Source organism: Oleiagrimonas sp. MCCC 1A03011 (genome assembly GCF_003267965.1).
GTDB lineage: Bacteria > Pseudomonadota > Gammaproteobacteria > Xanthomonadales > Rhodanobacteraceae > Oleiagrimonas > Oleiagrimonas citrea.
Map to the genome: position 1 here is coordinate 47,405 of NZ_MSPY01000002.1, position 19,233 is coordinate 66,637.

A 19,233-nucleotide genomic window follows, 5' to 3' on the forward strand; every position below is an offset into this window, starting at 1 on the left:
CGGCGGCGATCGAACATGAACATCTCCGCGCCCTTCATTCGCCGCCCCATCGGCACCTCGCTGTTGGCGCTGGGCGTGCTGATCGCCGGCATCGTCTGCTACCGCCTGCTGTCGATCAGCGCGCTGCCGCAGGTGAACTTCCCGGCGATCTTCGTCACCGCCAGCCAACCCGGCGCGGACGCCTCGACCATGGCCACGACGGTGGCGGCCCCGCTGGAGCGCCACCTCGGCCAGGTGCCGGGCGTCGAGCGCATGCGCTCGCGCAGTTCCGAAGGCAGCATGTTCGTCATCCTGTTCTTCCAGGGCGGGGTGAACCTGGACCAGGCTGCGCAGCAGGTGCAGGCGGCGATCAACGCGGCGCAGCCGGATCTGCCCTCGGGCCTGACTTCGCCGCCGGTCTATCGCAAGGCCAATCCCAACGACGATCCGGTGCTGCAGATCGCGCTGACCTCTGACACCGAGCCGCTGTCGGAACTCTACGACCGCGCCAGCACGCTGCTTGCACCGCGTCTGAGCCAGCTTCCGGGCGTGTCCAACGTCGACGTGTCCGGCAGCGCGCAGCCGGCCGTGCGTGTGGACGTGAACCTGCGCGCGCTGAACGCGATGGGTCTGTCGTCCAATGAACTGCGCAACGCGCTGACCGCGGCCAACGTGACCTCGCCGCTGGGCTTCCTCGACGACGGCCACAGCACCATGGCGGTGACCGCCAACGACCAGCTGCACAATGCCGAGGATTTCGCCAACCTCATCATCGCCGTGCGCAACGGCACGCCGGTGCGCCTGAAAGATGTGGCGCACGTCTACCAGGGGGCCGAAGACAGCTTCCAGGCGGCCTGGTTCAACGGCAAACCGGCCATCGAGCTGGACTTGTTCAAGCGTCCGGACGCCAACATCATCGACACCGTCGACAGCATCAAGGCCGCACTGCCGGGCGTGCGCACGCTGCTGCCGCCGGGCACGAAGATGACGCCGTACTACGACGGCACGCCGACCATCCGCGATTCGGTGCGCGAGGTGCAGCTGACCCTGCTGATCAGTCTCGGCATGGTGGTGCTGACCATGGCGCTGTTCCTGCGCCGCCTGGCGCCGACAGTGATCGCCGCCATCGCCATGCCGATGTCGCTGGCCGGCGCGTTCATCGCCATGTATCTGCTGCATTTCACGCTGGACAACCTGTCGCTGCTGGCGCTGGTCATCGCCATCGCTTTCGTGGTCGACGACGCCATCGTCATGATCGAGAACGTCATCCGGCACGTCGATGCGGGCATGCCGCCGCGCGAGGCGGCGCTGAAGGGCGCACGCGAGATCGGCTTCACCATCGTCTCGATCACCGCCTCGCTGGTCGCGGTGTTCATTCCGCTGATGTTCGCGCCCGGCTTCATCGGGCTGTTCTTCAACGAGTTCACCGTCACGTTGGTCGCCGCGATTCTGGTCTCGGCGGTGGTGTCGCTGACGCTGACGCCGTCGCTGTGCGCGGTGTTCCTGCGTCCGACGGCGGCGGCCAAGACCACTCGCGTCGGCCATGTGCTGGAGCGTTTCCACGACGGCATGCTCAACGTCTACCGCGGCTCGCTGCGCTGGGCGTTGCGGCATCCGTTGCTGATGTCGCTGTCACCGCTGATCCTGATCTTCGTCACCGTGTTCCTGTTCGGCCGCATCCACGCCGGCCTGTTCCCGCCGCAGGACACCGGCCTGATCTGGGCCCGCGCCAGCGGCGGCGCCACGCTGTCCTTCGCCGACATGAAGGCGCGCCAGAAACGCATCACACAGATGTTCCTGGCCGATCCCGCGGTGGAGTACGTCGGCGCCAATCTGGGCAGCGGGCGGCACGGCAGCAGTGGCCGATTCAGCATCCAGCTCAAGCCACTGGGCAAGGGGCGGCGCGTTTCGACCCAGCGGGTGGTGGCGCGGCTCAGCGCCAAGGCATCCAAATTCCCGGATCTGGAAGTGCGCATGCGCGCGCACCAGGACCTGTGGAGCGGCGGAGGCGGCGGTACCAGTCAGGGCGCGCAGTACAGCGTCGGCCTGAAGGGCAACGACCTGAAGCAGCTGCAGGTCTGGCTGCCGAAGCTGGTCGACGAATTGAAGAAGAATCCGATCTTCCGCGACGTCGGTTCGGACGTGGACGAATCCGGTCTGCGCCAGAACATCGTCATCGACCGCGCCACGGCCAGCCGCCTCGGCGTCACGCCGGCGGCGGTGGATGATGCGCTGTACAACGCCTTCGGCCAGCGGCAGGTGTCGACGATCTACTCGGATACCAGCGAGTACCAGGTCGTGGTCAATGCCCTGCCCAGTCAAACCGCCACGCCAGCGGCGCTCGATCACGTCTACGTCACCACGACCAACGGCACGATGATCCCGATTTCCGCTGTGGCGCGGCAGGAGCCGGGGCTGGCACCGACCCAGATCACGCACGAAGACCAGTTCACCACCATGGACCTCAGCTTCAATCTCGCGCCGGGCGTGGGTATGGGCGAGGGCATGGCGGCCGTGCGCAAGACCATTCGCGACATGCGTCTGCCGGGCGACATCCAGCTGAATCTGGGCAGCGGCTTCCGCCGTCTGCAGGAAAGCGCCGCCAGCATGCCGGTGCTGCTGCTGGGCGCGATTCTCGCGGTCTACATCGTGCTGGGCATGCTTTACGAGAGCCTGATCCATCCGATCACCATCGTGTCGACCATTCCCTCGGCGGGCACCGGCGCGCTGGCGGCGCTGTTGCTGGCGCACATGGAGCTGTCGATCGTGGCGATGATGGCGCTGGTGCTGCTGATCGGGCTGGTGAAGAAGAACGCAATCATGATGATCGACTTCGCCCTGGTCGCGCAGCGCGAGCAGGGTATGTCGCCGCGCGACGCCATCTTCGAGGCCTGCATCGTGCGTTTCCGACCGATCATGATGACCACCATGGTGGCGATCCTCGCGGCTCTGCCGCTGGCGATCGGCCTCGGCGCGGGCGCCGAACTGCGGCGTCCGCTGGGCGTGGCCGTGATCGGTGGCCTGCTCATTTCGCAGAGCCTGACCCTGCTCAGTACGCCGGCCATCTATCTCGTCTTCACATGCCTGTCCGAGCGCTGGAAGGGCTTCCGCGCGCGGCGACGCGAACGTCGTCGGCAACGGCGGCTGCGCATGGCCTGAAGGCGCTTGTTGATCCGCAGTCGATCTGCGGCATGGAGTCCGAACCCTGCGCAGGCGTGCCCATGTGGTGTCTTGCATGGTAGTCGTGCGTGCTTCGCCATGCGCTCGTTCGCGGCCTCGTGCAGAAGACGCCATGGCTGGGCGCTTTGCCCCGCCCGCGCGAAACCGCGACAATGGGCATTGGCGTGCGTCGCGTCGAATGCTTGCAACGCCCGCATCCGCCCGCATGTCCCTATGCGCATTCGCGCCGTTCCGCGCTACGCGCCGGGTCGCGCCGCCCCCTGAATTCGCAAGAGAGCCCGAGCACTCATGTCCAAGACCCCGAAGATCATCTACACGCTGACCGACGAAGCTCCGTTCCTGGCCACGCAGTCGCTGCTGCCGATCATCGACGCCTTCACCGATACCGCCGGTGTGGCGCTGGAGACGCGCGACATCTCGCTGGCCGGACGCATCCTGGCACAGTTCCCGGACATGCTGAAGGACGAGCACAAGGTGTCCGACGACCTGACCGAGCTGGGTGAGCTGGCCAAGACGCCGGAAGCCAACATCATCAAGTTGCCCAACATCAGCGCCTCGGTGCCGCAGATCAAGGCGGCGGTGAAGGAGCTGCAGAGCCAGGGCTACGCGCTGCCGGACTACCCGGACGAGCCGAAGACCGACGAGGAGAAGGCGATCCGCGCGCGCTACGACAAGGTCAAGGGCAGTGCGGTGAATCCGGTGCTGCGCGAGGGCAATTCCGACCGCCGCGCACCGAAGTCGGTCAAGGCCTACGCACGCAAGCATCCGCACCGCATGGGCGCGTGGAGCAAGGATTCCAAGACCCACGTCGCGCACATGGACGACGGCGATTTCTACGGCAGCGAGAAGTCCGCCACGATGGTCAAGGCCGGCGCGCTGAAGATCACCCTGCACGGCGCCGACGGCAGCACCACGGTGCTGAAGGAATCGGTGCCGGTGCTGGAAGGCGAGATCGTCGACGGCTCAGTGATGAGCCGCAAGCAGCTGGCGGCCTTCATCGACGCGCAGATCGCCGACGCCAAGGCGTCCGGCGTGCTGTTCTCGGTGCATCTGAAGGCGACCATGATGAAGGTCTCCGATCCGATCATCTTCGGCGTCGTGGTGGGCGAGTTCTACAAGGCGGTGCTGGACAAGCACGCCGACGCGCTCCAGCAGATCGGCTTCAGCGCCAACAACGGCATCGGCGACTTGTACGCGCGCATCGAATCGCTGCCGGAAGACCAGCAGAACGCGATCAAGGCCGACATCGACGCGCTGTACGCCGAGCGTCCGCCGCTGGCGATGGTCAACTCGGACAAAGGCATCACCAACCTGCATGTGCCCAGCGACGTCATCATCGACGCCTCGATGCCGGCGATGATCCGCGACTCCGGCAAGATGTGGAACGCGCAGGGCGAGCGTCAGGACGCCAAGGCGATCATTCCCGATCGTTGCTACGCCGGCGTGTATCAGGCCACGATCGATGACTGCAAGGCGCACGGCGCGTTCGATCCGGCGACCATGGGCAGCGTGCCCAATGTCGGCCTGATGGCGCAGAAGGCCGAGGAATACGGCTCGCACGACAAGACGTTCCAGATCCCGGCCGACGGCACCGTGAAGGTGACCGACGCCGACGGCAACGTCGTCTTCGAGCACGCCGTCGAGGCCGGCGACATCTGGCGTATGTGCCAGGTCAAGGACGCGCCGGTGCGCGACTGGGTCAAGCTGGCCGTCACCCGCGCCCGCGACAGCGACACGCCGGCGGTGTTCTGGCTCGACAAGCACCGCGCCCACGACGCGCAGCTGATCGCCAAGGTCGAGACCTACCTGAAAGACCACGACACCGACGGTCTGGACATCCAGATTCTGTCGCCGGTCGAGGCCACGAAGCATTCGCTGGCGCGCATTCGCGAAGGCAAGGACACCATTTCGGTGACCGGCAACGTGCTGCGCGACTACCTCACCGACCTGTTCCCGATCATGGAGCTGGGCACCAGCGCCAAGATGCTGTCGATCGTGCCGTTGATGGCCGGCGGCGGCCTGTTCGAGACCGGCGCTGGCGGCAGCGCGCCCAAGCACGTGCAGCAGTTCGTCGAGGAGAACCACCTGCGCTGGGATTCGCTGGGCGAATTCCTGGCCCTGGCGGCCTCGCTGGAGCACCTGGGCAAGACCTACGACAACGCTCGCGCCAAGCTGCTGGCCGATGCGCTGGACAAGGCCACCGGCCAGTTCCTGGATGCCAACCGTTCGCCTTCGCGCAAGGTCGGCGAGCTGGACAACCGCGGCAGCCATTTCTACCTGGCGATGTACTGGGCGCAGGCCCTGGCCGCGCAGGACGACGACGCCGAGATGAAGCAGGTGTTCGGCGCGCTGGCCGAGATGCTGGCGGCGAACGAGCAGGCCATTGTCGACGAGCTGAACGCGGTGCAGGGTCAGCCGGTGGACATGCACGGCTACTACCACGCGGATCTCGACCGCGTCGGTCAGGCCATGCGTCCGAGCAAGACCTTCAACGCCGCGCTGGCGAAGTTGTCGCAATCGGTGTGATCGACGTCCGGTCTGACCGGGACCGTTGATCCATCATGGAACATCGGCGTCGCGCGGTTCGTGCGGCGCCGATGTCTTTCGACAAGGAGAAACGGCATGCGAATACTGGTGACCGGCAGTGCGGGCCATCTGGGCGAAGCCCTGATGCGCACGTTGCGCGCGGACGGACAGGAGGCTGTGGGCCTGGATCGCGTGGCTTCGCCCTGCACGGACCGTGTCGGTTCCATCGCCGATGCCGCCACCGTGCGCGCGGCGGTCGGCGGCATCGACGTGGTGCTGCACACCGCCACGTTGCACAAGCCGCACATCGCCACGCACGCGCGGCAGGATTTCATCGACACCAACATCACCGGCACGCTGAATCTGCTCGATGCCGCGGTCGATGTCGGCGTGCGCGCGTTCGTTTTCACCAGCACCACCAGCAGTTTCGGCGACGCGATGACGCCGCCACCCGATGCGCCGGCGGCGTGGATCACCGAGGACACCGTGCCGCAGCCGAAGAACATCTACGGCGCGACCAAGCTGGCTGCCGAGGATCTGTGCCGGCTGGCGCATCGCAACCAGGGGCTGAATTGTCTGATCCTGCGCACCTCGCGCTTCTTCCCCGAGGCCGACGACCTGCCGGCGTCGCGCGAGACCTTTGCCGACGCCAATCTGAAAACCAACGAATTCCTGCATCGCCGGGTCGCCATCGAGGATGCGGTTGATGCCCATCTGCGCGCCATCGAGCGCGCGCCGCAGCTCGGTTTCGGCCGCTACATCATCAGCGCGACCACGCCGTTCCGGCGTGAGGACGCGGCGGCCCTGCGGCGCGACCCCGCCGCGGTGATGGATCGCCGCGTGCCCGGCTGGCGTGAGGCCTACGCGGCGCTGGGCTGGCGCATGGCGCCGTCGCTGGATCGCGTCTACGACAATGCCCGGGCGCGTGAGGCGCTGGGCTGGCAACCGCGCGACGATTTCGCGACCGTGCTCGCGCGGGTGCGCGAAGGTGGCGCGGTGCTGGGCGCCATGGCGCATCGTCTGGGTATCAAGGGCTATCACGGCGATCGCTATCGCGACGGACGCTATCCGGTCGAGCGCGCCTGACCGACAAACGACTGTCGGCATGTGCGGCCATCCCGGTTACGATGAGCGCATCGCGAGCCGCTGCCGGCCGGTAGCGGCCGCCGTCGAAACGCATGGGCGTCGCCGGCGCCGTGCAACGTTCCCTTTTCCGTCTGCGTTGCGCGCGGACGTGCACTTTCCCGAGAGAGGAATCCTCCATGAAATCCAGAGCCGCCGTTGCATGGGAAGCGGGCAAGCCGCTGTCCATCGAGGAAGTCGAAGTCGCCAAGCCGAAGAAGGGCGAGGTGCTGGTGCGCATCGTCGCTACCGGCGTGTGCCACACCGATGCCTACACACTGTCGGGCAAGGATCCGGAAGGCCTGTTCCCGGTGATCCTGGGCCACGAGGGTGGCGGCATCGTCGAGGAAGTCGGCGAGGGCGTGACTTCGCTCAAGCCCGGCGACCACGTGATTCCGCTGTACACGGCCGAATGCGGAAAGTGCAAGTTCTGCCTGTCCGGCAAGACCAACCTGTGCCAGGCGGTGCGCGCCACCCAGGGCAAGGGCGTGATGCCGGACGGCACCTCGCGCTTCTCCCTCGGTGGTAAGCAAATCCTGCACTACATGGGCACCAGCACGTTCTCCGAGTACACCGTGGTGCCGGAGATCTCGCTGGCCAACATTTCCAAGGAAGCGCCGCTGGACAAGGTTTGCCTGCTCGGCTGCGGCATCACCACCGGCATCGGTGCGGTGCTCAACACCGCCAAGGTCGAACCCGGTTCCACCGTGGCCATCTTCGGCATGGGCGGCATCGGCCTGTCGGTGGTGCAGGGTGCGGTCATGGCCAAGGCTTCGCGCATCATCTGCGTCGACCTGAATGCGGACAAGTTCGATATGGCGAAGAAGCTCGGCGCGACCGACTTCGTCAACCCGAAGGACTACCCGGACACGCCGATCCAGGATGTCATCGTCGACATGACCGACGGCGGCGTCGACTACTCGTTCGAGTGCATCGGCAACGTGCACGTGATGCGCTCGGCGCTGGAGTGCTGCCACAAGGGTTGGGGCGAGTCGACCATCATCGGCGTCGCCGGCGCCGGCGAGGAGATCAGCACGCGCCCGTTCCAGCTGGTCACCGGCCGCGTGTGGCGCGGTTCGGCCTTCGGCGGCGTGAAGGGCCGCACGCAGCTGCCCGGCTACGTCGAGCGGTATCTAAAGGGTGAGATCAAGATCGACGAGATGATCACCGAAGTGATGCCGCTGGAGGACATCAACCGCGCCTTCGACCTGATGCACGAGGGCAAGGTGATCCGCTCGGTCATCCGCTACTGAGCCGACGTCTGGACGCCGAATCGCGGGCCGCTGCCCCGGACCGCGATTCGGCGATAAGCTGGAGAAGAGATCCGCTCGGTAGATTGCAGGGGTTGCTGAACGGTGCGCCGGGTGCCTGTGCCGTAGGCAGATCGGAGCGAAATTCGTGTGTGCGCCAGTGGGCAGCAAGCGCTGCGATGCCTTGACGCTTCCGGTCCAGGCCTATGTAATATCGCCTCTTTTCGTGCGCGCGTAGCGCGCGCGAGACCCCAATTCACGATTATGGACATCCAGTTCTATGCCTTCGACCGCCGTTCTCATCGACGGGGCGTTCTTTCTCGCCCGTTTCCGCAAGGTCTACACCGATCGCGACGCCAATGATCCGCGCGTCGTGGCCAAGACCGCCTTCACCATGGCCATCGAGCACATCCGCGCGCTGGATCGGCCCAAGGATGCGCTGTTCCGCATCTTTTTCTACGACTGCGAGCCGCTGGACAAGGTGTTCCAGCGTCCGGTGAGCGGCAACGAGATCGACTTCGGCGACAGCGGCATGGCGCATTTTCGCTGGGACCTTCACGACAACCTGCGTCGCCAGCGCAAGATGGCGTTGCGTCTGGGTCGTCTGAGCGATCGTGGCGGCGAGTGGCAGCTCAAGCGCGCCGCGTTGCAGAGCCTGCGCGAAGGCGCGCTGTCCTGGGACGATCTGCGCGACGATCACTACGAACTGGACATGCGCCAGACCCAGGTCGACGTGAAGATCGGCATCGACATCGCCTCGATGGCGTACAAGCGCCAGGTCGACCAGATCGTGCTGGTGGCCGGCGACGCCGATTTCATTCCGGCCGCCAAGCTGGCCCGCCGCGAGGGCATCGACTTCATCCTCGATCCGATGTGGCAGGGTATCGCCGCCGAATTGAACGAGCACGTCGACGGCCTGCAGTCGGTCTGTCCGCGGCCCTACTGAATTTGCGTCATGTAGCGCGTGCGCGCCGGAGTGTGCGCATTGCGGCATGGTAATCTGCGGCGGGGGCCGGGGTGGAACGACGTCGTCGAGGGATACGTCATGAAGAAACTTTGGATTCTGGGCCTGGCGGCCCTGCTCGCCGCCTGCGGCTCCGCGCAGCAGGGCGCGTCGTCCGACAGCCCGGCCTCATCGGCCTCTGCGGCCGGGGCGGCGCAGGCGTCCAACGCCTCGGCCATGGCCGACGATCAGCCGAATCAGATCGTGCCGCCGACCACGGCCAGCCAGATGTCGGCCCAGCGTATCCGCGCCGTGCTCGCCGGCGCCTGGCGCCCGGCCACGGACAAGGCGCGCGACACTTATCGCCATCCGCTGCAGACGCTGCAGTTCTTCGGCATTCGCCCCGATCTGACGGTGATCGAGATCACCCCGGGCGGCGGTTGGTACGCGCGCATCCTGGCGCCGCTGCTGCGTGACAACGGCCAGTACATCGCCGCCGAATTCATGCCGTCCTCCAGTGACGAGGCGAAGCAGGACGCCGACACGCTCAAGGCGCTGTTCGCCTCGGCGCCGAAGGTGTTCGGCAAGGCGCGCGTGATCCGCATGGATCCGAAGACGCCGAATCTGGGCACGCCCGGTTCGGTGGACATGGTCCTGACCTTCCGCAACGCGCACAACTGGGTGCAGGCCGGCACCGCCGAAGCCATGTTCAAGGCGTTCTACGACGTGCTCAAGCCGGGCGGCACGCTTGGGGTGGTCGACCATCGCGCCGCGCCCGACGTCACGCTGGCCTCGGTCCGGGGCAGCGGCTACCTGCCGCAGGACTACGTGATCAAGCTGGCCGAGCAGGCCGGTTTCAAACTCGACGCGAAGAGCGACGTCAACGCCAACCCGAAGGACACCAAGGATTATCCCAAGGGCGTGTGGACGCTGCCGCCGACGCTGGCCATGGGCGATCAGGACAAGGCCAAGTACCAGGCCATCGGCGAGTCGGACCGCATGACGCTGCGCTTCGTCAAGCCGGTGCTGCCGGCCGCGACGTCTTCCGCGCAATGAGTCGGCTGCGGCGACGGAGTATGGCGCGCCCGCACGAAGGGTGCGCCCGCGAGGCATGCTGATCGCGCTCAACAAGCCGTACGGCGTGCTGTGCCAGTTCACCGATCGCGAGGGACGCCCCACGCTGGCCGATTACGTCGCGCAGAAGGGCGTCTACGCGGCTGGACGGCTGGACCGCGACAGCGAAGGTCTGCTGCTGCTGACCGACGAAGGCCCGCTGGCGCATCGCCTTACCGATCCCAGGCACAAGCAACCCAAGACCTATCTGGTGCAGGTCGAGGGCACGCCGAGCGCCCAGGCGTTGCAGCAGCTGCAGCGCGGCGTGCGGCTGAAGGACGGCATGACGCGTCCGGCGCAGGTCGAACTGCGCGCGACCGCGCCGGGCTGGTTGTGGCCGCGCGATCCGCCGGTGCGTTTCCGCAAGCACATTCCCACGGCCTGGCTCGAATTGACGATTCGCGAGGGCCGCAACCGCCAGGTGCGACGCATGACGGCCGCGGTCGGGTTGCCGACGCTGCGCTTGGTGCGCACCCGCGTCGGCGCGGTCGAGCTGGGCGATCTGGCGCCGGGCGACTGGACCGAACTGCAGGGCGATGCTGCGGCTGCCCTGCGCACGGATGGAGTACCTCGTAAATGAGCTTCAAGGACCATTTTTCCGGCCATGCCGAACTCTATCGGCAGGCGCGTCCGGTGTATCCGTCGGCGCTGTTCGACTGGCTCGCCGTGCAGGCGCCGGGCACCACGCTGGCGTGGGACGCGGGTTGCGGCAACGGCCAGGTGGCCGTGGCGCTGGCCGAGCGCTTCGCGCGGGTGAGGGCGACCGATCCCAGCGCCGAGCAGGTCGCGCAAGCCGCGCCGCACGCGCGTATCGACTATCGCGTGGAGCCGGCCGAGCAACCCAGTCTCGACGATGCGTCGGTCGATCTGGTCACGGTCGGGCAGGCGCTGCACTGGTTCGATGCCGCGCGCTTCTTCGCGGAGGTGCGTCGGGTACTCAGGCCGGGCGGTCTGTTCGCCGCCTGGACCTATGCCGACTGCCATGTCGCGCCGGAGATCGACGTCCTGAAGCAGCGCGTCTACGGCGAGCTCACCGCGCCTTACTGGCCGCCCGAGCGACGTCTGGTCGAGTCCGGCTACGCGGACATCCCGATGCCGTTGGAGACGGTCGATACGCCGGTCTTCGCCATGCAGGCGTCGTGGACGGCCGAACAGTTCCTGGCCTATCTGCGCTCATGGTCGGGAAGCCAGCGCTACCGCAAGGCCACGGGCGAGGATGCCGTCGCCACGATCGAGAAGGCGCTGTGCCGCGCCTGGGGCGACCCGGAGACGACCCGCGTTGTGCACTGGGACTTCCACGTCCGCGCGGGCCGCGCGCCGCGCTGAGCGGCATCGTCAGTCGAGCGCGACGCCGAGCGCGTTCAGTCCGGTCCGCCCGGTCGGCGTCAGACGCAGCGCGCGCGAACCGTCGCGCGGACGCAGCCAGTCGCGTTGCCGCATGCGTGCAGTCAGCGTCACCCCGAGCGGGCCGCCCAGGTGGAACCGCCGTTCGGTCCAGTCCAGGCACTGCCGACCCGCGAGCGAAAGCGAATCCTCCGTCGTGAGCAGACCGGCATCGGCCAGTGCGCGCAGGCCGGATGTGCTGAGATGGACCGCGCGCTCGCCCAACTCGATCCACGCGCATTCGCGCAGCCGGTCGTGCAGCGCCACGCCGAGGCGGCCGGCGAGGTGGCGGTAGCAGGTGCGGGCCTCTTGTAGCGGACGTTGACTGGCGGGTACCGGGACATCGCGCGGCATCGGTCGTATCAGCGGCAGGGTTTCCAGCGCATGGGCCACGGTGTCGTTGGCGATGCGGAAATAGCGGTGCCGTCCCTGCTGCAGCACGCTAAGCAGGCCGCCCGCGACCAGGCGCGCCAGGTGCGCGCTGGCCGTACTCGGCGCGATCCGGGCCATCCGCGCCAGTTCGCCGGCCGGACGTGCGCGACCGTCGGCCAGCGCCAGCAGGATCGCCGCCCGCGAGGGATCGGCGAGCAGGCTGCCGATCTCGGCGAGCTGGTAACGGGTGGGGACGACGGCCATGCGCGCCATGCTAGCGTGCGGCGCACACCGATGATTCGTCCGCCGTCGAAACGTCGGTCGTGTCTGGCCGCGCATCATGCGGCCATGTCCGATTCGATCGCCCTCCGCACCATTCGTCCCCGCGTGCTCTATTTCGGCACGCCGGTCCTGCTCATCGCCACGCGCAACGCCGACGGCGGCACCAACTTGACGCCGATGTCCTCGGCGTGGGCGCTGGCCGACCGCGTCGTGCTGGGTCTGGCCGGCGGCGGTCAGGGACTGGCGAATCTCGAACGGGAGGGTGAGTGCACGCTCAACGTGGCCGGTCCCGATGCCTGGCGCGCGGTCGAGGCGCTGGCGCCGACCACCGGATGCGATCCGGTGCCGTCCTGGAAGGCGGGCTACCGGCATGCCGCCGACAAGTTCGCGCTGGCCGGACTGACGCCGCGGCCCTCGGAGATCGTGGCTCCGCCCCGGGTGGCGGAATGTCCGCTGCAGATGGAGGCGCGCGTGGTCGAGATCCGCCGGCGCGCGCTACCGGCCTGGCGCGAGGCGGCGGGTGGGTTCGCCATCGTCGAGACCGAGGTGCTTCGCGTGCACGCCCATGCGGACATGACGCTCGCCGGCAGCGATCATGTCGACCCGCAGCGCTTCCGTCCGCTGCTCTACGTGTTCCGCCACTACGTCGGCGGCGGCCCGTCGCTGGGCCGGACGTTCAAGGCCGAGGTCTAGCGCGAAGACGACAGCGTCAGTCAGACGGTCGCTTTGTCAGCATGGTCGGTTGTTACGCGGGTTTCCGGTCAATGACGTCGTTTCTGCGTCGGCGAGGGAAACAAGAACAGATCCCGCGCCGTCGTCGCTGCGCCTTCCTCTTGCGCAACGGCGCCTGCTCAGGAAGCAGGCGCTTCGAGGCCGAAGAACGCGCGCGCGGTGTCGGTGGTGTGGGCTGCGGTCTGTTCCAGGGTCTCGCCGCGGTCGCGCGCCAGTTCTTCGCAGATGTGCTTCAGGAACATCGGCTCGTTGCGGCGATGATCGGGCTTCGGGCGCACCGTGCGCGGCAGCAGGTAGGGCGCGTCGGTCTCGATCATCAGGCGGCCCTCGGGAATCTCGCGCACGAATTCGCGCAGGTGAGTGCCTCGGCGCTCGTCGCACAGCCAGCCGGTGATGCCGATGTGGCAGTCCAGGTCCAGGTAGTCGAACAGCGCTTCGCGGGTGTCGGTGAAGCAATGCACCACCGCTGCCGGCAGGGCGTCGCGGAAGGACTTCAGCAGGGCCAGGAAATCGGCGTGTGCGTCGCGCTGGTGCAGGAACACCGGCATGCCGCGCTCGGCGGCGATGGTGAGCTGCTTCTCGAACGCCTCCAGCTGCACGCCACGCGGCGAGTAGTTGCGGTGGTAGTCCAGGCCGGTTTCGCCGACCGCCTTCACTTCGGCCTCGTCGGCCAGGCGGCGCAGCAGGGCATCGGTGTCGGCGTCGTACTCGACTGCATGGTGCGGGTGCACGCCGGCCGTGGCGAACAGCCGGCCGGGATGCGTCTTCGCCAGTGCCAGCGCCTGTTCGCTGCCCTCGCGGCTGGCGCCGGTCACCATGATCTGCGCCACGTCGTGTGTGCGGGCGCGCTCGAGCACGGCGTCGAAGTCGTGCGCGAAGGATTCGTGCGTCAGGTTGGCGCCGATGTCGATCAATTCCATGCGTGGCTGGCTTGGCAAAAACGCACATTGTAAGTGGTCGGGGACGGAGGGCGTTAAGCTGCTGCTTAACGCCCTCCGTCCCCACTTGCGCAGGTATGAAATTCCCCATTACTCCCTTGTTGCCGCAGATCCTCGAGGCTCTGGAACACAGCACACGCCTGGTGCTGGAGGCGCCGCCGGGCGCGGGCAAGACCACACAGGTGCCGCCGGCGCTGCTGGAGGCGCCGTGGCTGGACGGCAAGCGCATCCTGCTGCTGGAACCGCGCCGCATCGCCGCGCGCGCGGCGGCGACGTTCATGGCCGGGCAACTGGGCGAGGCGGTGGGCCGTCGCGTGGGTTACGCGATCCGCTTCGAGTCGCGGCTGAGCGCGGCGACCCGCATCGAGGTCATCACCGAAGGCCTGTTGACGCGCCGCATCCAGGACGATCCGACGCTGGAGGATGTCGGCGCGATCCTGTTCGACGAATTCCACGAGCGGCATCTGGCCGGCGATCTGGGCGCGGCGTTGGCGCTGGACGTGCAGGCGGGGCTGCGTCCGGACCTGCGTCTGGTGGTGATGTCGGCCACGCTGGACGGCGAGCGCATCGCGCAGTGGCTGGATGCGCCGCGCATCAGCAGTCCGGGCCGCAGCTTTCCGGTGCGCATCGAGCACCCGCCGGCGCGCGCGCAGGAGTCGACCGAACAGCATCTCGCCCGCACGGTACGGCAGGCGCTGGCCGAGATCGAGGGCGACGTGCTGGCTTTTCTGCCCGGACAGCGCGAAATCGCCCGCGCGACCCGGCTGCTCGATGAGCAGCTGGACGCGGACATCGAAGTGCTGCCGTTGCACGGCGAGCTGGCGCTGGCCGACCAGCAGGCTGCGCTGGCGCCGGCCGACGATGCGCGTCGCCGCGTGATTCTGGCCACCAATGTCGCCGAATCCAGCGTCACGCTGCCCGGCATCCGCGCCGTGGTCGACAGCGGACTGGCGCGGGTGCCGCAGTTCGATCCGAATTCCGGCTTCACCCGGCTGCGCACGGTGACCGTCGCCCGCGATTCGGCCGATCAGCGCGCCGGCCGCGCCGGCCGTGTCGCACCCGGCGTCGCCTATCGCTTGTGGCCGCAGAGCCAGCGGTTGGACGCCGAACGTATCGCCGAGATCGCTCAGGCCGAATTGTCCGGTCTGGCGTTGGAGCTGGCTGCCTGGGGCCACGACGCGCTGCCGTGGTTGGACCCGCCGCCGTCCGGCGCGCTGGCGCAGGCGCGCGATCTGCTGTGCCGCCTCGGTGCGCTCGATGCCGAACATCGCATTACCGCGCTGGGGCGCGCCATGCATGCGCTGGGCGCGACGCCACGGCTGGCGGCGGCGGTCACGCGTGCGAACGAAGCGCAGCACGGCCTGATGGCGGATCTGCTGGCGCTGCTCGATGCGCGTTCGCCGCTGCGTGGCGAGCATGCGCGCAACGACGATTTCCGGCAGCGCGTCCAGGCCCTGCATGTCTGGCGCGATGGCGGGGCCTCGGCGGCGCGACGGTTCGGCGCCGACGCCGGCGCACTGGCGGCCATCGAGCGCGCGGCGCGCGGCTGGCGGCAGCGCATCGGCGCGCGCGCGGCGGCCAGCGGCACGCCGCACAGTCATGCGGTGGGCGATCTGCTGGCGCATGCCTTCCCCGATCGCATCGCGATGCAGGTCGAGGGACAGCCGTTGCGCTATCAGCTCAGCAACGGTCGCGGTGCGCGCCTGCACGAGGCGACGGCGCTGCTCGGCGAGCCCTGGCTGGTGGTGCTGGATCTGCGTCTGGAAAGCCGCGACAGCCTGATCTTCGCCGCCGCGCCGTTCGATCCTGCGTTGCTGCAGCGCGACTACGGCGAGCGTTTCGTTACCCAGCGCGCCGTGCGCTGGAACGCCGATCGCGAGGCCGTGGAGGCCTTCGAGGAGCGTCGTTTCGATGCCCTGGTGCTGGAACGCCGCAGCGTGCCGGTGCGCGCCGAGGATGCTCTGCCGGCGTTGCTGGCGCGCGTGCGCGAACGCGGGCTGGAAAGCCTGCCGTGGAGCGACGCGGCACGCCGCCTGCGTGCGCGCATCCAGGCACTGCGCGGCTGGATGCCGGAATCGGGCCTGCCGGATGTCTCCGACGACACCCTGCTGGCCACGCTGGAGACCTGGTTGGGACCGTATCTGGACGGCAAGCGCAAGCTGGATGCGCTATCCGCGGCCGAGCTGTCGCAGGCGCTGCTGGCGCTGCTCGACTACGGCCAGCGCCAGCAGCTCGACGCCCAGGCGCCCGAGGCGCTGACCGTGCCCAGCGGTCGTACGCACAAGCTGGTCTACACGCCCGATGCGCCGCCGGTGCTGGCGGTGAAGCTGCAGGAACTGTTCGGTCTGGCCGACACGCCGCGCGTGGGTGGCGGGCGCGTGCCGGTGACGCTGCATCTGCTGTCGCCGGCGGGGCGTCCGATGCAGGTCACGCAGGACCTGGCCGGGTTCTGGGAGCGCACCTATCCCGAGGTGAAGAAGGAACTGAAAGGTCGCTACCCCAAGCATCCGTGGCCGGACGATCCGTGGTCGGCCACGCCCACGCATCGCACCCGCCGGCATGCGGGGCGTTGAAGCGAAGGCCCGTTCCGTCGGACCTCCGGCCGCGCGCGATCAGTCGCGCAGCGCGTAGCGCAGCGTGGCGACCACGCGCACGGTCTTCTGTACCTGCCGCTGTTCCTGCAGCATCGGCGCCTTGTCGCGCGGCAGGATCTGGAACACGCCCTGGTTGGCCTGGACGATGCCACCCAGATGGCTGCCGGAATCGTGTGCGAACTGCTCGGCGGCGGCGCGGGCGTTGCGCGTGGCTTCGGCGATCATCGCCGGTTTCAGCTGGTTGAGTCCGTTGAACAGGTAGCTGGGCGCGCTGCCGCCGTTCTGATCGCTCAGCACTACGCCGGCGTCGACCAGTTCGCCGGTGGCCTGCGAGGCCTTGGCCACGGTGTCGACCTTCGGCGTGCGCACCATCACCGTGCGCGTGATGATGAAGCGGTTCGGGTAGTTGGCGTTGCCGTAGGCCTGCGCGGCGCGGTCGGTGACTTCGAGCTGGCGGAAGTCGATGGCGTCGTCGCCGATGCCGTGCCGCTTCAGGAAGGCGTCGACGCTGGTGTCGTCGCGCTGGATCGCGGTCTGCACGGCCTTGAGGTGGTTGCCGGCCTCGACGAAGCGGATCGGCCACAGCGCCAGGTCGGCTTTCACGTCGCGCTCGGCCAGGCCCTTCACGGTGACCGCGCGATGCGAGCGGCCGGCCTCGAAACCGTGACCGACGAACCAGCCTCCGGCGATCAGTCCCACGGCGACAAGAGCAGCGGCGAGGATGCGTTTCATGACAAGTGCCTCCGAATGGGCTGATGCTGGCAGTGGATATTTCTTGAATTAAGCGGCATGCATCAGTTTGTCCGCTTGAGTAAGTGATTAGGTGCCAACACCGGTTAGCGTCGCAATTTTTTTCTTTGTGTAACCTTCTAGAAGGTCTTTGGATACTTGCCACAAAGTTTCAATGCTGGCTTCTTTGAAATCTTTCTTGATCGTCGCCCAGACTTGTTTGTTGCGAAGGGCCTCAATGAACTCATGACCATTCGCGGTCAGCCTCAAAGGAAGAACGGACCATGAGATATGTCCATCGATTCCACGAACCATCCCAAATCCTGCGTCACCATCGTCTCTTTGAACAAGACATTTATCTTCAAGAATCCCCATGTGGAATATGAATTGTCGATTATCGTAGTCGTAGCCGGATGCTCTCAACGAATTAATGTCGGTAATAGGGTCAGGAGATGCCTCGAATGCTTCCAGCAGACCTTTAAGGTAGTCATGATCAATTTTCATGCGTTCTCCATTTGGAGCCTAACTCTTAGATCATACGGCGCGCTTCACGATGTCCGTTTGCATGAACGGCCGGATGACATCGTCACCGCAGTCTTTTGTAGACGAAGGGCGAAACCAGCATGGCCACCCCGAGTTGAACATTGCCACCGATGGGCGTGAACCACCAATTCGAGAACCGGTAGCCGCAGAACGGGAGGCTTGTCACGACCATGAACAAGAAGAGCGCATAGCTTGCAGCGTAGCTGGCCAAGAGCCACTTCAGATACCACGACCCGCTACGACGAAGTGGCTCTTTCATGCGATCGTGGACCATTCATCTGATGTTGCATGTGGATCACGGTAGCGCTGGATCATGGCGTTTTCCTGTCCCGCATGCGGCGCCAGTCGGGACGAGTGGCGGCATGCACGATGAGGCGCATTCAGGCCTGCTTGCGCTTGAACAGCTTGTGCAGGAAGGCCGCGGCGGCGGCGACGCCTGCAATAACTAGCTTCTTGGCCGCCAGCAGCACCGCGAACAGTTTCGCGAACAGTCCGGCCTTGGCCGCCAGACCGCCCGCGATCAAGGCGCTGATACCGTAGGCGGCGATGTGGTCGGAATGGCGATCGAAGTCCGCGTAGCGAGACCCCTGATCGAAATCGACCATCGGCAGGATCTGCTGCATGCCGGTCTTCACGCTGGCGAGCTGCCCCATACCGGCCACCGCGTTGAGACTCAGGTAGCCGTGCCGGCCCAGTGCGCGGATGTCGTAGTTCAGTGCGTCGTTCTGCATGCCGTCGACCCGCAGATCCTTGGCCCAGTAGAGCTTGTGATGGCTGCGGTCGTAGTGCGGCGGCTCGGCCCAGCCGACCAGCGTCATGGTCCGATAGCCCTGCTTGCGGCGTTCGGCGTTGCGGTCGCGGGTCGCTTTCTGCATGTTCTCCAGCAATTCGTCGTAGTCGATGTCGGCGGCGTTCTTGTCCGACACGTAGCCGTCGCCGGTGTAGGTGATGACCACGGCGTAGCCATCGTCCGCGACCAGACCTCGCGCGTCCTTGCCGGGAACGATCATGCCTAGTACACCCGTGTCGGGAGGGTTGCGCCAGAGTTGTTCCAGCACCTTGCGCGCGTCGGCGGCGTCGAGAAAGCTGAAGCCGGACGTGAGCTGGAGCGAGGCGTGCGCGGCGGGAATCGCGATGCGCCCCTGCCGGAACTGCAGCGCGTGCAACAAGGCGCGGGCCTGGTCCGCGCTGAGCGGCTGGCTTCCGGCCAGCGCGGGCCGCCATGCGGACAGCAGAAGACAGGCCAGCGCGGCCACAGTCATGCGACGAAACATCGTGATTTCCCCAGTGATCCTTCACCGCCGGAGCCTCCCGCGCCGGCGTCAGGCAAGTTCTATCAGATGCCGGCGGAACCTGTCACCTTGCGCCGGATGGTTGTTCTACGATCCGGACGACGGTTTGCGAGGGGCTTCACGCCATGGAGGTGCTGTGCAGGCGACGCTGAACTTACTGTTCGCGCTCGCGGTCGGAGGCTTTACGATCTGGATGTGCTTCGTGCGTCGGTGCAAGCAAAACACCGCGCACTCATAGTATGGTTCCGGGTTCAT

The 19,233-nt window shown here is 66.9% G+C and carries 15 protein-coding genes; 10 read left to right on the forward strand and 5 right to left on the reverse strand.

The features are described 5' to 3' along the window. The first annotated feature begins 15 nt into the window (after positions 1–15). The 8 genes from BTJ49_RS03815 to BTJ49_RS03850 all read left to right on the forward strand — a co-directional run bounded on the left by BTJ49_RS03815 (position 16) and on the right by BTJ49_RS03850 (position 11,439). Complete coding sequence (locus BTJ49_RS03815) at positions 16–3,138, forward strand: efflux RND transporter permease subunit (protein ID WP_113064523.1); 3,123 nt, start codon at positions 16–18, stop codon at positions 3,136–3,138. Positions 3,139–3,447: 309 nt separating this feature from the next. Continuing rightward, positions 3,448–5,685, forward strand: coding sequence for an NADP-dependent isocitrate dehydrogenase (locus tag BTJ49_RS03820; protein WP_113064072.1), 2,238 nt, complete (start codon positions 3,448–3,450; stop codon positions 5,683–5,685). Positions 5,686–5,781: 96 nt separating this feature from the next. Then, entirely contained in the window at positions 5,782–6,771 is a 990-nt protein-coding gene (locus tag BTJ49_RS03825) for an NAD(P)-dependent oxidoreductase (RefSeq protein WP_113064073.1), read from the forward strand. A 176-nt stretch (positions 6,772–6,947) separates the two neighbouring features. Beyond that, the gene (locus BTJ49_RS03830; protein ID WP_113064074.1) at positions 6,948–8,060 is read left to right on the forward strand and encodes an S-(hydroxymethyl)glutathione dehydrogenase/class III alcohol dehydrogenase; all 1,113 of its coding nucleotides are present in this window, start codon (positions 6,948–6,950) and stop codon (positions 8,058–8,060) included. A gap of 277 nt (positions 8,061–8,337) precedes the next feature. Continuing rightward, a complete protein-coding gene (locus tag BTJ49_RS03835) occupies positions 8,338–9,003 on the forward strand; it encodes an NYN domain-containing protein (RefSeq protein ID WP_113064075.1) in 666 nt (221 codons plus the stop codon). Positions 9,004–9,237: 234 nt separating this feature from the next. Then, positions 9,238–10,056: a methyltransferase domain-containing protein gene (locus BTJ49_RS03840; RefSeq protein WP_206098375.1), complete on the forward strand. Its 819-nt coding sequence runs from the start codon at positions 9,238–9,240 to the stop codon at positions 10,054–10,056. Positions 10,057–10,111: 55 nt separating this feature from the next. Next, positions 10,112–10,693: a pseudouridine synthase gene (locus BTJ49_RS03845; RefSeq protein WP_113064077.1), complete on the forward strand. Its 582-nt coding sequence runs from the start codon at positions 10,112–10,114 to the stop codon at positions 10,691–10,693. After that, positions 10,690–11,439, forward strand: coding sequence for a class I SAM-dependent methyltransferase (locus BTJ49_RS03850; RefSeq protein WP_113064078.1), 750 nt, complete (start codon positions 10,690–10,692; stop codon positions 11,437–11,439). The genes BTJ49_RS03845 and BTJ49_RS03850 overlap by 4 nt, the downstream gene beginning before the upstream one ends. Before the next feature lie 9 nt (positions 11,440–11,448). Here the strand turns inward: BTJ49_RS03850 and BTJ49_RS03855 are convergent, their stop codons facing one another. Further along, the gene (locus BTJ49_RS03855; RefSeq protein ID WP_113064524.1) at positions 11,449–12,132 is read right to left on the reverse strand and encodes a metalloregulator ArsR/SmtB family transcription factor; all 684 of its coding nucleotides are present in this window, start codon (positions 12,130–12,132) and stop codon (positions 11,449–11,451) included. 84 nt (positions 12,133–12,216) lie between these two features. On the opposite strand from BTJ49_RS03855, the gene BTJ49_RS03860 reads away from it, so the two are divergent. Further along, positions 12,217–12,843 (forward strand): flavin reductase family protein, encoded by a 627-nt coding sequence (locus BTJ49_RS03860; RefSeq protein WP_113064525.1) that lies wholly within the window; start codon positions 12,217–12,219, stop codon positions 12,841–12,843. Between the two features lie 158 nt (positions 12,844–13,001). Here BTJ49_RS03860 and BTJ49_RS03865 read toward each other — a convergent pair whose 3' ends face one another. Next, entirely contained in the window at positions 13,002–13,802 is an 801-nt protein-coding gene (locus tag BTJ49_RS03865) for a TatD family hydrolase (protein ID WP_113064079.1), read from the reverse strand. A gap of 95 nt (positions 13,803–13,897) precedes the next feature. Between BTJ49_RS03865 and hrpB the strand changes: the two genes are divergently transcribed. Beyond that, complete coding sequence (gene hrpB, locus BTJ49_RS03870) at positions 13,898–16,393, forward strand: ATP-dependent helicase HrpB (protein WP_113064080.1); 2,496 nt, start codon at positions 13,898–13,900, stop codon at positions 16,391–16,393. Positions 16,394–16,432: 39 nt separating this feature from the next. Here the strand turns inward: hrpB and BTJ49_RS03875 are convergent, their stop codons facing one another. The 3 genes from BTJ49_RS03875 to BTJ49_RS03890 all read right to left on the reverse strand — a co-directional run bounded on the left by BTJ49_RS03875 (position 16,433) and on the right by BTJ49_RS03890 (position 18,960). Beyond that, complete coding sequence (locus BTJ49_RS03875; protein WP_113064081.1) at positions 16,433–17,146, reverse strand: SIMPL domain-containing protein; 714 nt, start codon at positions 17,144–17,146, stop codon at positions 16,433–16,435. An 87-nt stretch (positions 17,147–17,233) separates the two neighbouring features. Next, positions 17,234–17,647 carry a DUF2513 domain-containing protein gene (locus BTJ49_RS03880; protein WP_113064082.1) on the reverse strand — a complete coding sequence of 138 codons (414 nt, stop codon included), beginning with the start codon at positions 17,645–17,647 and terminating at the stop codon, positions 17,234–17,236. 419 nt (positions 17,648–18,066) lie between these two features. Then, positions 18,067–18,960, reverse strand: coding sequence for a DUF2167 domain-containing protein (locus BTJ49_RS03890; RefSeq protein ID WP_113064084.1), 894 nt, complete (start codon positions 18,958–18,960; stop codon positions 18,067–18,069). Positions 18,961–19,233 lie beyond the last annotated feature (273 nt).

Coding starts and splice junctions, on each gene's coding strand:
- BTJ49_RS03890 (WP_113064084.1), bottom strand. CDS start 18,960: ATGTTTCGTCGCATGACTGTGGCCGCGCTGGCCTGTCTTCTGCTGTCC.
- BTJ49_RS03860 (WP_113064525.1), top strand. CDS start 12,217: ATGTCCGATTCGATCGCCCTCCGCACCATTCGTCCCCGCGTGCTCTAT.
- BTJ49_RS03880 (WP_113064082.1), bottom strand. CDS start 17,647: ATGAAAATTGATCATGACTACCTTAAAGGTCTGCTGGAAGCATTCGAG.
- BTJ49_RS03875 (WP_113064081.1), bottom strand. CDS start 17,146: ATGAAACGCATCCTCGCCGCTGCTCTTGTCGCCGTGGGACTGATCGCC.
- BTJ49_RS03815 (WP_113064523.1), top strand. CDS start 16: ATGAACATCTCCGCGCCCTTCATTCGCCGCCCCATCGGCACCTCGCTG.
- BTJ49_RS03855 (WP_113064524.1), bottom strand. CDS start 12,132: ATGGCCGTCGTCCCCACCCGTTACCAGCTCGCCGAGATCGGCAGCCTG.
- BTJ49_RS03845 (WP_113064077.1), top strand. CDS start 10,112: ATGCTGATCGCGCTCAACAAGCCGTACGGCGTGCTGTGCCAGTTCACC.
- hrpB (WP_113064080.1), top strand. CDS start 13,898: ATGAAATTCCCCATTACTCCCTTGTTGCCGCAGATCCTCGAGGCTCTG.
- BTJ49_RS03840 (WP_206098375.1), top strand. CDS start 9,238: ATGGCCGACGATCAGCCGAATCAGATCGTGCCGCCGACCACGGCCAGC.
- BTJ49_RS03865 (WP_113064079.1), bottom strand. CDS start 13,802: ATGGAATTGATCGACATCGGCGCCAACCTGACGCACGAATCCTTCGCG.
- BTJ49_RS03820 (WP_113064072.1), top strand. CDS start 3,448: ATGTCCAAGACCCCGAAGATCATCTACACGCTGACCGACGAAGCTCCG.
- BTJ49_RS03850 (WP_113064078.1), top strand. CDS start 10,690: ATGAGCTTCAAGGACCATTTTTCCGGCCATGCCGAACTCTATCGGCAG.
- BTJ49_RS03835 (WP_113064075.1), top strand. CDS start 8,338: ATGCCTTCGACCGCCGTTCTCATCGACGGGGCGTTCTTTCTCGCCCGT.
- BTJ49_RS03825 (WP_113064073.1), top strand. CDS start 5,782: ATGCGAATACTGGTGACCGGCAGTGCGGGCCATCTGGGCGAAGCCCTG.
- BTJ49_RS03830 (WP_113064074.1), top strand. CDS start 6,948: ATGAAATCCAGAGCCGCCGTTGCATGGGAAGCGGGCAAGCCGCTGTCC.